This window comes from Pseudomonas folii, assembly GCF_014357575.1.
Taxonomy (GTDB): Bacteria; Pseudomonadota; Gammaproteobacteria; order Pseudomonadales; family Pseudomonadaceae; genus Aquipseudomonas; species Aquipseudomonas folii.
In genome coordinates, this window is the sequence record NZ_JACONW010000066.1 from 16,162 (window position 1) to 29,819 (window position 13,658).

The 13,658-nt window shown below is 58.1% G+C and carries 13 protein-coding genes; 12 read left to right on the forward strand and 1 reads right to left on the reverse strand.

What is annotated here, in order from left to right:
• Positions 1 to 38 precede the first annotated feature (38 nt).
• Positions 39 to 992, reverse strand: a complete 954-nt coding sequence (gene epsC, locus H8S59_RS14855) for a serine O-acetyltransferase EpsC (protein WP_095092905.1) — start codon at positions 990 to 992, stop codon at positions 39 to 41.
• A 193-nt stretch (positions 993 to 1,185) separates the two neighbouring features.
• On the opposite strand from epsC, the gene H8S59_RS14860 reads away from it, so the two are divergent.
• From H8S59_RS14860 to H8S59_RS14915, 12 genes are all read left to right on the forward strand, one after another.
• Positions 1,186 to 2,181, forward strand: coding sequence for a D-cysteine desulfhydrase (locus H8S59_RS14860; protein WP_187521892.1), 996 nt, complete (start codon positions 1,186 to 1,188; stop codon positions 2,179 to 2,181).
• A gap of 286 nt (positions 2,182 to 2,467) precedes the next feature.
• Positions 2,468 to 3,265 carry a cystine ABC transporter substrate-binding protein gene (gene tcyJ, locus H8S59_RS14865; protein WP_095092907.1) on the forward strand — a complete coding sequence of 266 codons (798 nt, stop codon included), beginning with the start codon at positions 2,468 to 2,470 and terminating at the stop codon, positions 3,263 to 3,265.
• Positions 3,262 to 3,930, forward strand: coding sequence for a cystine ABC transporter permease (tcyL, locus tag H8S59_RS14870; protein WP_095092908.1), 669 nt, complete (start codon positions 3,262 to 3,264; stop codon positions 3,928 to 3,930). Before tcyJ ends, tcyL begins: the two co-directional genes overlap by 4 nt.
• A gap of 3 nt (positions 3,931 to 3,933) precedes the next feature.
• The gene (tcyN, locus tag H8S59_RS14875; protein WP_187521893.1) at positions 3,934 to 4,677 is read left to right on the forward strand and encodes an L-cystine ABC transporter ATP-binding protein TcyN; all 744 of its coding nucleotides are present in this window, start codon (positions 3,934 to 3,936) and stop codon (positions 4,675 to 4,677) included.
• 579 nt (positions 4,678 to 5,256) lie between these two features.
• On the forward strand, positions 5,257 to 5,991 hold the full coding sequence (locus tag H8S59_RS14880; protein ID WP_095092910.1) for a hypothetical protein: 735 nt from the start codon (positions 5,257 to 5,259) through the stop codon (positions 5,989 to 5,991).
• 430 nt (positions 5,992 to 6,421) lie between these two features.
• Positions 6,422 to 7,669, forward strand: coding sequence for an SfnB family sulfur acquisition oxidoreductase (locus H8S59_RS14885; RefSeq protein ID WP_187521894.1), 1,248 nt, complete (start codon positions 6,422 to 6,424; stop codon positions 7,667 to 7,669).
• Between the two features lie 24 nt (positions 7,670 to 7,693).
• Positions 7,694 to 8,899, forward strand: coding sequence for an SfnB family sulfur acquisition oxidoreductase (locus H8S59_RS14890; protein ID WP_187521895.1), 1,206 nt, complete (start codon positions 7,694 to 7,696; stop codon positions 8,897 to 8,899).
• On the forward strand, positions 8,899 to 10,254 hold the full coding sequence (locus H8S59_RS14895) for an LLM class flavin-dependent oxidoreductase (RefSeq protein ID WP_187521896.1): 1,356 nt from the start codon (positions 8,899 to 8,901) through the stop codon (positions 10,252 to 10,254). The genes H8S59_RS14890 and H8S59_RS14895 overlap by 1 nt, the downstream gene beginning before the upstream one ends.
• A 152-nt stretch (positions 10,255 to 10,406) precedes the next feature.
• Complete coding sequence (locus tag H8S59_RS14900; protein ID WP_095092914.1) at positions 10,407 to 11,195, forward strand: MetQ/NlpA family ABC transporter substrate-binding protein; 789 nt, start codon at positions 10,407 to 10,409, stop codon at positions 11,193 to 11,195.
• A 1-nt stretch (position 11,196) separates the two neighbouring features.
• Entirely contained in the window at positions 11,197 to 12,339 is a 1,143-nt protein-coding gene (locus H8S59_RS14905; RefSeq protein WP_187521897.1) for a methionine ABC transporter ATP-binding protein, read from the forward strand.
• Positions 12,329 to 12,973: a methionine ABC transporter permease gene (locus H8S59_RS14910; RefSeq protein WP_095092916.1), complete on the forward strand. Its 645-nt coding sequence runs from the start codon at positions 12,329 to 12,331 to the stop codon at positions 12,971 to 12,973. Before H8S59_RS14905 ends, H8S59_RS14910 begins: the two co-directional genes overlap by 11 nt.
• A 41-nt stretch (positions 12,974 to 13,014) precedes the next feature.
• Positions 13,015 to 13,641 (forward strand): class I SAM-dependent DNA methyltransferase, encoded by a 627-nt coding sequence (locus tag H8S59_RS14915; RefSeq protein WP_187521899.1) that lies wholly within the window; start codon positions 13,015 to 13,017, stop codon positions 13,639 to 13,641.
• Positions 13,642 to 13,658 lie beyond the last annotated feature (17 nt).

Consider the following 13,658-nt stretch of genomic DNA (forward strand, 5'->3'; position numbering starts at 1 on the left):
TCCCTATTAATAGGCGATAAAACATCAGAGGCCGACAGCTACTTCTGACTCCCATCATCCTGCTGCAACAAATTCGCCTGCGTCAGGTTGCAACCCGCTGGCACACTGCGCGTCAGCCACACGTTGCCGCCAATGGTCGAACCTTTACCAATTGTGATGCGGCCCAGAATCGTTGCGCCAGCATAGATGACCACGTCGTCTTCGACGATGGGGTGCCGGGCGTGGCCTTTTTGCAGTTGGCCGTCTTCGTCTGCCGGGAAGCGTTTGGCGCCCAGGGTGACGGCTTGGTAGATGCGCACGCCCTCGCCAATGATGGCGGTTTCGCCGATGACGACACCCGTACCGTGGTCGATAAAGAAGCTCGGGCCAATCTGTGCGCCGGGGTGGATGTCGATGCCGGTGGCGGAGTGGGCGATTTCCGAGCTGATCCGGGCCAGCAGCGGTAAGCCTGCGCGGTACAGATGATGGGCGATACGGTGGTGGATGACGGCGAGAATTCCGGGATAGCACAGCAGCACTTCATCAACGCTGCGGGCCGCGGGGTCACCGTGATAAGCGGCCAGCACGTCTGTGTCGAGCAGCTTGCGCATCTCAGGCAATGCACGGGCAAAGCCCTGAATCAGGTCCAGTGCCTGCTTATCGAGCGCACGAACGTCTTCGGAGCGCTGATGCGCCACGTAGCGCAACTCCAGTCGGGCCTGAGCCAGCAGCGCATTAAGCGCCACGTCGAGGGTATGACCGACATAGAAGTCTTCACTTTCTTCGCGCAGATCCACAGGGCCCAGGCGCATGGGGAACAGCGCACCGCAAAGCGCTTCAAGAATATCGCGCATGGCCGCTCTGGAAGGCAGTTCTCGGCCGCCGTGCTCACCGCTGACCCGCTTGTTGCGTGCCCGCCAATCATCACGCGCCGAGCGCAGTTCACTGACGATCTGCTGCAACTGCCAGTGACTGGATTGGCCTTCGGCGGATGCCTCTGGTGTATCACTCACGCTGACTCTCCTCGGTTCGGGGGCGGCTTTTTAGTGGGGGCCGCTGATACGGCCACTCTACGGCAAACATTTCAGGCGAAAAAATAACAATTTGAGTAGGTCTTTTCTTCTGAGGGCATAAGCAGTGAGAAGTTGCCCTGTAGGGAGTGTCTGCTTATAGTCCTGCGACTCTTTACACGGCTTACCTATCCTCATGATCAAACAACAGCTCGCTCAATTTAATCGCCTGGACTTGATCGGTGCTCCCACAGCACTGGAAAAACTGGAGCGCCTGTCGGTCTGGGCGGGCCGCGACATCTATATCAAGCGCGATGACACCACGACGCTGGCATTGGGCGGCAACAAGGTTCGCAAGCTGGAATACCTCGCCGCCGATGCGCTGGCCCAAGGGGCTGACACGCTGATCACAGCCGGTGCGATTCAGTCCAACCATGTGCGTCAGACCGCTGCCCTGGCCGCCCGCCTGGGCCTGAGCTGTGTGGCGCTACTGGAAAACCCGATCGCCACCGAAGACAGCAGTTACCTGCACAACGGCAATCGTCTGCTGCTGGACCTGTTCGACGCCAAGGTCGAAATGGTGGAAAACCTCGACAACGCCGACGAGCAATTGCACGCACTCGCCGCCCGCCTGCGTAACAGCGGCAAAAAGCCTTATCTGGTGCCGATTGGTGGCTCCAGCCCTGTCGGGGCCTTGGGCTACGTGAGGGCAGGCTTTGAGCTGGCCGAACAGATCAAGCAGACCGGGCTGGATTTCGCTGCGGTCGTGCTCGCCTCCGGTAGCGCCGGTACGCATAGCGGGCTGGCCCTTGCTCTGGCTGAAGCCTTGCCGCAGTTGCCCGTGATTGGTGTGACGGTGTCGCGCCCTGAAGAAACTCAACGCCCGAAGGTGCAAAGCCTGGCCGAGCGCACCGCCGAGCTGTTGGGCGTAACGCTGCCCGAAGCTTTTAACGTGGAGCTATGGGACGAGTATTTCGGCCCGCGCTATGGCGAGCCTAATGCCGGCACTCTGTCTGCGATAAAACTTGTAGCGAGCCATGAAGGTCTGTTGCTGGACCCGGTCTACACCGGTAAAGCCATGGCCGGTTTGCTGGATGGCATTGGCCGTGGACGCTTCGATGACGGCCCGCTGATTTTCCTGCACACCGGTGGTGCGCCTGCGCTGTTTGCTTATCCGGGTGTGTTTGCTTAAAGCTCAATACCTGACGCTACTTTGTAGGAGCTGCCGAAGGCTGCGATAGCGGAGTATCAGACATTAACCTTCGCAGCCTTCGGCAGCTCCTACAAGAACGCGACTAATTATTCAAAAATCGAATATGAATCAGGCTTTTAGTTATTTTGAACCATAACCGGCTGCTCTTATGATCGCCGCCAGCACGGATCAAGCGCTGAAAAAGCTGGATAAACATCCGCTGCCAACGTAGCGTTCGTCAGGTCCGATTCTTGCCTGAAACCAAACAACTTAAATGGGGCTCGTCATGATTATTTCCGCCATTCGGCGTACCGTTCTGCTTTCCACCCTGGGCCTGGTGCTCGGTTCCGGCTTGATGGGTCAAGCGGTTGCAGGTGAGCAACTGGATCAAATCAAAAAGGCTGGCACGATCAAGGTCGGTCTGGAAGGGACGTACCCTCCGTTCAGCTTCCAGGATGAAAGCGGCAAGCTGACCGGCTTCGAAGTCGAGTTCTCCGAGGCACTGGCCAAAGAGCTGGGCGTCAAGGTGCAACTGCAAGCGACCCCATGGGCAGGCATCCTGGCGGCGCTGGAGTCCAAGCGTCTGGACGTGGTGATTAACCAGGTCACCATTTCCGAAGAGCGCAAGAAGAAGTATGACTTCTCCGAGCCGTACACCATCTCCGGTATTCAGGCGCTGGTGCAGAAGAAAGACGCAGACAAATTCAAAACCGCAGCCGACCTCAAGGGCGCCAAAGTGGGCGTAGGTCTGGGTACTAACTACGAGCAATGGCTCAAGGAAAACGTACCGGCCGCCATCGTCAAAACTTACGACGATGACCCAACCAAATATCAGGACCTGCGTGTCGGCCGTATCGACGCCATTCTGGTTGATCGCCTGGCTGCGCTCGAGCTGATCGCCAAAACCAAGGACAGCCTGGCTGTTTCCGGCGAACCCTTTTCCCGTCAGGAATCCGGTATCGCCATCCGTAAAGGCGAGCCTGAACTGGTTGCGGCCATCAATAAAGCCATCGACAAACTGCGCGCTGACGGCACCCTCGCCAAGCTGTCGCAGAAGTACTTCCAGGCTGACGTGACCAAATGATTGAAGAGGGTCTAAAGCTTGCGCTGGACTCCGCGCCCTTTCTGATAAAGGGCGCGTACTACACGGTCTTCCTGAGTCTGGGCGGTATGTTCTTCGGGCTGCTGCTGGGCTTCGGACTGGCGCTCATGCGCTTGTCACCGATGATGCTGCTGCGCGGCATCGCCCGGGTTTACGTGTCGTTCTTTCGCGGCACGCCGCTGCTGGTTCAACTGTTCATGATCTATTACGGCTTGCCGGAGTTAGGCATTGAACTGGAACCCCTGACCGCTGCGCTGATCGGCTTCTCGCTGAACATGGGTGCTTATGCCTGCGAAATCCTGCGCGCCGCGATTGCCTCGGTTGATCGTGGTCAATGGGAGGCTGGTGCAAGTATCGGCATGACCCGCGCGCAGATCATGCGCCGGGCCATTCTGCCTCAGGCCGCCCGCACCGCGCTGCCGCCACTGGGCAACAGCTTTATCTCACTGGTCAAAGACACCGCGCTGGCGGCCACTATTCAGGTGCCGGAACTGTTCCGTCAGGCACAACTGATCACCGCCCGGACCTTCGAAATCTTCACCATGTACCTCGCGGCTGCCTTGATCTACTGGATTCTGGCGACAGCGCTTTCGTACCTGCAAAACCGTCTGGAAGAGAGAGTAAACCGCCATGATGTGGAGTCTTGAAGCATGATCGTGGTTGAAAAACTCACCAAGGAGTTCAAGGGTCAGCAAGTGCTCAAAGGCATCGACCTGAAGGTTCAGGCAGGCGAGGTTGTAGCGATTATCGGCCCCAGCGGTTCGGGTAAAACCACCTTGCTGCGCTGCCTGAATTTTCTCGAAGAACCCACCAGCGGCAAGATCATCGTGGGCAACATCGAAATCGACGGCAACCGCCCGTTGAGCAAGCAGCAAAGCCTGATCCGCGAGCTTCGTCAGCACGTAGGTTTTGTGTTCCAGAACTTCAATCTGTTCCCACACCGCACTGCGCTGGAAAACGTCATCGAAGGGCCGGTCGTGGTCAAGAAGATGCCGCGTGAAAAGGCCTCCGAGCTGGGTCGGCAACTGTTGGCCAAAGTAGGGCTGGCAGGCAAGGAAGACGCCTACCCGCGGCGCTTGTCGGGCGGTCAGCAGCAGCGCGTGGCCATCGCCCGCGCCCTGGCCATGGAACCGGAAGTGATTCTGTTCGACGAACCCACCTCTGCGCTGGACCCCGAGTTGGTGGGCGAAGTGCTGACCGCTATTCGCGCTCTGGCTGAAGAAAACCGCACCATGGTCATCGTCACTCACGAAATGAACTTCGCCCGGGACGTCGCTAATCGTGTGGTGTTTATCGACAAGGGTGTGATTGTCGAGCAGGGCGATGCGAAAGAGCTGTTCGCCAACCCGCGCGAAGAACGGACGCGGCAATTTCTGGAACGAAGCAGGAACTGATCCTACAAAGCACAGCACAGAAACCTGCGCCTTCTGGCGCTGCTCCTGCTGGCTTTACATTTGTACATCAATCAATCGATCAAACCCGTGATTGATGTACTTCCAGAATCGCTGGAAAGCCATCTAAAAACCTGAACAGAAGTCCTCCTCATTTCCCACTCAATGAAATGGAGGGGGCTGCGGCTGCGTGCTCAATTCCTTTACCTGTTCGGTCGGCTAGCAGGTTTTCATGGCTAGCAAACATAACTGTTTATTTCCTCAGGTAGGACGAACTAAGCCAATACGGTCAACAGTTTGACGAAACTCTGTAGGAAGTATCTTATTTCTTCGTACACGCCCAGCTCAATCCATTAGCGCCTTGACAGATAAGCGTAAACGACATTAGCTCAAGACCAACAGGAACTTCTAACGCCTTCGAATAGTTGCAAGCGGGATTTACCGACACTTTGTAATGCTTCCCATAAGCTCGAACTATACGTTAACTATCCACAGGTTGAACTCGAGGTGCATAGCAATGATTCCAGAAATAAATTTGTTACAACTATCAATGATCAACTCAATTATGACGGGCATTCAGACATGACTCACACACTTTGCAAAACAGGCGGTCAAAAGCTGTTCCCACCTTACGTTCCGCAGGCCCACAGACATGGCGTTGGCATTCGCGCCGCTGCCCATTTGCTGGTCAACATTGACCCTTACCCGGACATGGACGCAGGCGACCTGATCGAGTTGTACTGGGGCGGTTGCTACGTCGCGTCAAAAGTTCTGGATAAGTCCGATATTGGCTACACCATGGTGCTGCGGGTACCGGAAAGCTTTCTGCAGAGCGGTACCGTCAAGACCTACTACCGACTGATGAAGATCGGCGGCGCACCTATTACCTCGCCCTGCCGCAGGCTGAGAGTGAAGCTGGACATGCCCGGCGGGCTGTTGATCAATGACAGTCGCGAAGAAAACCAGGGGCTGGCACCCATCTGTCTGCCGGACGCCGTGATTCGAAACGGTCTGATTACCAGTGACGTCAAAAAAGGCCTGCCACTGTCCATCGAGCCGTACCTGAACATGGCGCCTTGCGATGAAATCACCCTGCGCTGGGGCGATCTGCGGATGGACCTGGAGCCGCTGGATGCCGACAACGTTGGTAAACCCGTCAAGCTGATCGTGCCCGCTACCTTGATTCGCGAGGCGGGCGATGAGCCGCAACTGGAGGTGACGTATTGCGTTATTGATCGAGTCGGTAATAACTCTCGCTGGGCGCCGCCACGAGAAATCAGCGTCAGCACTCTGGATAATCGTCCCGGGTATGACTGAACACTTTTTAATTCAAGCCAATATGCGAAGTTGTTATAACTTCGTGTATTGGCCTACTCACCCTGAAATGCGAACAGGCTCACAAACTCACTACGCCCAAGACAATTCCTACAACCAACTGCATCTTCGCCTACAGGCATATTCATAAAATACACAAACAACTGACTAGGCTTTCTGAACGACCTACCGTCATTCGGAATATACGCTCATGAAAGTCAGCAAGCCTATCAAACTGTGCATCCTTATTGTGCTAATTGGCTCATGCCTGACCTACGCTCAAACCGCATGAGCAACCGTGATTTAGTCTTCTATGCTTATTCCAAAAAATTCGTATATTTAAATTTTTAGTCGCCTTAGGGTATATGCACCGGACCACCGGACATCGTGTTTTTTCTTCGCCTTCTTTGGGGGGCGTTTTTGCGAGGTTCGAATGGTCGTTTCAACGTCTCACACCCACTTGGCTGAGCGCGGCTCGGATATCGCGCCGCCGTTGCACCCTGCGCGGATATTACAAAATGACGCCCAGGCAATCGAAGCCGCACACGCACTGGCTGCACAAGCCCGATTGCAGGCTGCCGAGCGTGATGCTCAGCGCTTGCTTCCTTGGCAGCAGATCGAAGCGTTCACCCGTAGCGGCCTGGGCAGCATCTCCATACCGCGTGCGTACGGCGGTCCGCAAGTTTCGTTCGTGACCGTTGCTGAAGTCTTCAAAATCATCTCCGCTGCCGACCCGGCGCTGGGCCAAATACCGCAGAACCAGTTCGGCATCATTCATCTGCTGTTGAGCAGTGGCAACGAGCAGCAGAAAAAAGCCTTGCTCAGAAGCGTGCTGGACGGCTGGCGGATCGGTAATGCCGGCCCCGAGCGCGGTACTAAAAATACCCTGGAGCTGAAAGCCCGTCTCACTCACAACAAAGGACGCCTGGTCCTCAACGGCCAGAAGTTCTACTCCACTGGTGCGTTGTTCGCGCATTGGGTCGCGGTCAAGGCGTTAAACGACCAGGGTCAGCAAATCATGGCCTTTGTGCCGCGGGGCAGTGCGGGATTGAGCATTGTCGACGACTGGTCGGGCTTCGGCCAACGCACCACCGCCAGCGGCACGGTGCTGCTGGAAAACGTAGAGGTGCACAGCGAACTGGTTGTCGAAAACTGGCGCCTGTCACTGACACCCAATATTCAGGGTGCAGTCTCGCAACTGATCCAGGCGGCCATCGACGCAGGTATCGCCCGAGGCGCCATTGACGACACCATCACGTTCGTACGCGAACGCTCGCGGCCTTGGGTTGACGCTCAAGTAGAGCGTGCCAGCGATGATCTCTACGTAATCGCCGACATCGGCAAGCTCAAACTCGAACTGCATGCCGCTGAGGCGCTGTTGCGTGAAGCGGCGAAAGTCCTGGATGAGGTCAACGCTGCTCCCATCGACGAATTCTCCGCTGCGCGCGCATCAATTGCCGTGGCCCGCGCCAAAGTCCTGACCACTGAAGTGTCACTGCTGGCCAGCGAGAAGCTGTTCGAACTGGCCGGCAGCCGCGCCACCCTGGCCGAGTTCAACCTCGACCGGCACTGGCGCAATGCTCGCGTTCACACCCTCCATGACCCCGTGCGCTGGAAATACCACGCCGTCGGCGCATGGCACCTCAACGGCACCCTGCCCGCCCGCCATTCGTGGATTTAAACCAGACCACTGGAGTACAACGTTATGAGTTTGCAATCCCCGCCGCGGAACCGTGCTGCCGTTATCGAAAACGATGAACAGGTCCTGCACATTGCTCAGGAACTGGCCGCCCACTTCAAACGTGAAAGCGCGGTACGTGACCAAGAGCGTCGGCTACCCCATGTAGAACTGGATCTGTTCAGCGCCTCCGGCCTGTGGGGCATCAGTGTGCCCAAGGCATTTGGCGGCGCAGGCGTGTCGAATGTCACCCTGGCGAAAGTCATTCGCCTGATAGCCGAGGCGGATGGGTCTCTCGGGCAAATTCCTCAGAATCATTTCTATGCTCTGGAAGTCCTGCGCGTCAACGGTAATGCCGATCAGCAGCAGCGCCTGTATGCCGAAGCATTGGCAGGTTTGCGTTTCGGTAATGCGCTGGCCGAGCTGGGTACCAAAACAGCCCACGATCGCACCACTCGCCTAAGTCGCGACGACGACGGCTATCGCATCAACGGCCGCAAGTTTTACTCGACTGGCGCATTGTATGCCCAGCGTATTCCGACTTCGGTTGTCGACGAAAACGGTGTGCAGCAGTTGGCGTTCGTGCCCGCTGACAGTGAGGGCCTGACCGTCATCGACGACTGGAGCGGCTTCGGCCAGCGCACCACCGGTAGCGGCTCGGTGGTCTTTGAAAATGTTTATGTGGACGCCCGCGACGTCGTGGCATTCCAGAGTGCATTCGAGCGCCCGACCACGGTCGGGCCGCTGGCGCAGATTCTTCACGCCGCCATCGACGCCGGGATCGCCCGCGCCGCCTTCGAAGACGCTCTGCACTTCGTTCGCACCCGCACCCGCCCATGGATCGACTCCGGCATCGAAAAAGCCGTGGACGATCCGTTGACCCTGAGCAGCTTCGGGAAGCTGAGCGTTCGCTTATTCGCCGCCGAAGCATTGCTGGATCGCGCCGGGGAAATCCTTGATATCGCTCAGGCCGATAGCAACGCCGAGCATGTGGCCGCCGCATCAATTGCCGTCGCCGAAGCCCGGGCCATCAGCACCGAAATCTCACTCGCGGCGGGCAGCACGCTGTTCGAACTGGCTGGCAGTCAGGCGACTCTGGCCGAGCATGACCTTGACCGACACTGGCGCAACGCTCGCGTCCACACGCTGCACGACCCGGTACGCTGGAAGTATCACGCCATCGGCAATTACTACCTCAACGACACCAATCCTCCACTGCGGGGGACAATTTGATGGCGAAGAAAAAGATCCTGCTCAATGCCTTCAACATGAACTGCATTGGCCACATCAACCATGGTTTGTGGACTCATCCACGAGACAACTCGACCCGCTACAACACCCTCGAATACTGGACCGAACTGGCACAGCTGCTGGAGCGTGGTCTGTTCGACGGCCTGTTTATCGCTGATATCGTCGGCGTATACGACATCTATCAGAATTCGGTGGATGTAACGCTCAAAGAGTCCATCCAGCTGCCAGTCAATGATCCGCTGCTACTGGTGTCAGCCATGGCCGCAGTGACCAAAAATCTCGGCTTCGGCCTGACTGCGAACCTGACTTACGAAGCGCCTTATCTGTTCGCCCGGCGCATGTCGACGCTGGATCACCTGAGTCGTGGTCGGGTGGGCTGGAACATCGTCACCGGTTATCTGGACAGCGCTGCACGGGCCATGGGCCTGACCGAGCAAGTCGAACATGACCGCCGCTACGATCAGGCCGATGAATACCTTCAAGTGCTCTACAAACTCTGGGAAGGCAGTTGGGAAGACGACGCGGTCATCAACGATCGCGAGCAGCGGGTTTACGCCCAACCGGACAAAGTGCACAAGGTTGAGCACAAGGGCGAGTTCTATCAGGTCGAAGGGTATCACCTGTGCGAGCCGTCCACACAGCGCACGCCAGTGCTGTTTCAAGCGGGCAGCTCGGAGCGAGGCCTGCAGTTTGCCGGGCAACATGCCGAGTGCGTGTTCATCAGCGGCCAGAACAAGGCCGCGACCCGGGAGCAGGTCGACAAAGTGCGTGCCAGTGCCGTCGCGGCCGGGCGCAACCCGGAAGACATCAAAGTGTTCATGGGCCTGAACGTGATCGTCGGCAAGACCGCAGCCGAAGCGCAGGCCAAGCTTGCGGAGTATCGCGAATTCGCCAGCGCCGAAGCCGGTGTCGCGCACTTCGCCGCCTCGACCGGCATCGATTTCTCTCTGTACGAGCTGGATGAACCCATCCAGTACGTGAAGAGCAACGCCATTCAATCAGCGACCAGGAACCTCAAGAACAACGACTGGACCCGGCAAAAACTGCTCGACCAACACGCCTTGGGCGGGCGCTACATCACCTTGGGGGGCTCGCCGGAGCACGTCGCCGACGAGCTGGAATCGTGGATCGCCGAAACCGGTCTGGACGGCTTCAACCTGACCCGCATCGTCACCCCGGAAAGCTACGTGGACTTCATCGACCTAGTGATCCCCGAGCTGCAACGACGAGGCTCATACAAAACCGCTTACGACACCGGCAGCCTGCGCGAGAAGCTGTTTCCAGAGGGCGGAGCGCGGTTGCCAGAGCGGCATGTCGGGGCCAGTTACCGACGCTGAACCCTGTGGGAGCGGTGCTTGCCCGCGATGAGGCTGGACGCGGTTCACTTTAGAGTCGCGGTGTCCTTATCGCGGGCAAGCACCGCTCCCACAATAAAAATGCGTTCAACCCTACACACAACTAAACCCCAGCAACACACCGGACACCCACCATGAAAAAACTCATCAGCACCCTGGCCCTGAGCCTGTTAGCCCTCACCGCCCATGCCGCGGACGAACCCCTGAAAGTCGGCACCACCGCCGCTTTCGCCATCCCGCTCGAAGCCGCGGTTCAGGAAGCCGCCAAGCAAGGCCTGAAAGTCGAGCTGGTGGAATTCACCGACTGGATCGCGCCCAACGTCAGCCTCGCGGCGGGCGATATCGACGTGAACTACTTCCAGCACATTCCGTTTCTGACCAACGCCAAAGAAGCGGCCGGGTTTGATCTGGTGCCGTACGCGCCGGGGATCATCAACAACGTCGGCCTGTACTCCAAGAAGTACAAAAGCTTCGATGAACTGCCAACCGGCGCCACCGTGGCCATCGCCAACGATCCGATCAACAGCGGTCGAGGTCTGCAACTGCTGGCCAAGGCCGGTTTGATCACCCTCAAGCAAGGCGTGGGTTACAAGGCCACCGAGGAAGACATCGTCGCCAACCCGAAGAAAATCAAACTGATTCAGGTCGAGGCCGTGCAACTGGTTCGCGCTTATGACGACGCGGATCTGGTTCAGGGCTACCCGGCCTACATTCGCCTCTCGAAGACCTTCGATGCCGAATCAGCCATCCTCTTTGACGGTCTTGATCACCCCGAATACGTCATCCAGTTCGTGATCAAGCCGCAGAGCAAAGACGATCCACGCCTGGCCAAATTCATCGACATCTATCAGCACTCGCCAGTCGTGCGCGCCACTCTGGACAAGGTCAATGGCAAGCTCTACCAAGCTGGCTGGGAAGGTTGATATGAATGCATCCGTGCAACGCCAACTTCCACCTGAACGGACGGGCGCAGCGCATTCGGCAGCTTATTCGACGAGCAGCGCCGAGCTGCACGCCGACCTGAACCGCGCGCACGTGCGGTTCATCAATCTGGGTAAAACCTATCAGGGCCAGCAAGGCCCGGTAGATGCACTGCAAAACATCGACCTCGCGATCCAGAAAGGCGAGATTTTCGGCATCATCGGTCGCAGCGGTGCGGGCAAATCCTCGCTGATCCGCACCATCAACCGTCTGGAACAACCCAGCAGCGGACGGGTGCTGATCGAGCAGACCGACATTGGCGAGCTCAACGAAGACAAGCTGGTGGAGCTGCGCCGACGGATCGGCATGATCTTCCAGCACTTCAATCTCATGTCGGCCAAAACCGTATGGCAAAACGTCGAGTTGCCGCTCAAGGTTGCGGGCGTGCCCAAGGAACAGCGTCAGCGCAAAGTCACTGAGCTGCTGGAACTGGTGGGCCTGCAAGACAAGCACAAGGCATACCCGGCGCAATTGTCCGGCGGCCAGAAACAGCGCGTGGGCATTGCTCGCTCGCTGGTGCATGACCCGGCGATTCTGCTCTGCGACGAAGCCACTTCAGCGCTGGACCCTGAGACCACTCAATCGATCCTCGGTCTGCTGCGCGAGATCAATCAGCGCCTGGGCCTGACCATCATTTTGATCACCCATGAAATGGCCGTGATTCGCGATATCTGCGACCGCGTCGTGGTCCTCGAACAAGGCCGTGTCGTCGAGCAGGGCCCGGTCTGGCAAGTGTTTGGCAATCCGCAGCACGAGGTCAGCAAAACCCTGCTCGCCCCGTTGCAACATGGCTTGCCGGAAGATTTGCAGGCGCGGCTTTCAGTTCATCCACAAACAGCGGAGGCCAAGGTGGTGCTGGATCTGCACTTCACAGGGGACGGCGGCGAAGAACCCGATCTGGCGGCATTGTTTGCAGCCTTGGGTGGCCGGGTCAGCTTGCTGCAAGGCGGTGTTGATCGGATTCAAGGGCATGCGCTGGGCCACCTGCTGCTGTCAGTGGCTGGCTCGCCGCACAGCATCGACACCCTGTTAAACCAGGCGCGCAAACAAGCGCAACACGCGGAGGTACTGGGCTATGTGGTTTGATCGTTTGCTGCAGGGCGCCATTGATACCTTCCTGATGGTCGGCGTTTCGTCGTTCATCGCGCTGGTGTTGGGCATTCCGCTGGCAGTGATTCTGGTCACCAGCGGCAAAGGCGGGATTTATGAAGCGCCCGCACTCAATCAGGTCTTGGGCGGCTTCGTGAACCTGTTCCGCTCCATTCCGTTTCTGATCCTGATGGTGGCGCTGATTCCGTTCACCCGGATGATCGTCGGCACTACCTATGGCGTCTGGGCGGCGGTGGTACCGCTGACCATTGCTGCCACGCCATTCTTTGCGCGGATCGCCGAAGTCAGCTTGCGTGAGGTTGATCACGGATTGATTGAAGCAGCGCAGGCCATGGGCTGCCGACGCTGGCACATCATCTGGCACGTGCTGCTGCCGGAAGCACTGCCGGGCATCGTCGGTGGTTTCACCATCACGCTGGTGACCATGATCAACTCCTCGGCCATGGCCGGTGCGATTGGTGCGGGCGGCCTGGGAGACATCGCCTACCGTTACGGCTATCAGCGCTTCGATAGCCAGATCATGCTGACCGTGATTGTGCTGTTGGTGATTTTGGTGGCCGTGATTCAACTGGGCGGCGATCGTCTCGCCAGAGGTCTGAACAAGCGCTGAGTGAGTTATATTTGGCGCCTCACTGCTCAGACAGAGTCGCCCTGAAGCTCCAAGCGCAAGACCTCGCCCAGATCACCGACCAAACCCTCGGCCACTACAACCAGGTGGCCGAGGACTTCCGGGAAGGCACCCGCGACCACGACGTCAGCCAGAACATCGCCGCGTTGTTGCGCCACATTGAGGGCCCTGCGCAGTGGCAGATTCTGGATTTCGGCTGCGGGCCGGGCCGTGATCTGAAAACCTTCAGCAGTATGGGTCATGTACCGGTGGGCCTGGACGGCTCCGAGCGCTTCGCCGAAATGGCCCGCGCTGAAACGGGCTGCGAGGTGTGGCAGCAGAACTTCCTTGAGCTGGACCTGCCTGCTGAACGCTTCGATGGCATCTTCGCCAACGCCGTGCTGTTTCACATCCCCAAACAGGAACTGCCCCGTGTGCTGAGTGAATTGCACGCCGCGCTAAAAACGGGCGGCGTCCTGTTCAGCTCCAACCCCCGCGGCGACAACCAGGAAGGCTGGAACGGCCCACGGTATGGCTCGTATCACGACCTGGAGTCCTGGCGCGAACTGCTTAATGCTGCGGGGTTTGTCGAGTTGGAACACTACTACCGCCCGGCAGGATTGCCTCGGGAACAGCAGCCTTGGTTGGCGAGTGTTTGGCGTAAGGCTTAATACCGAGTCGCGCCATT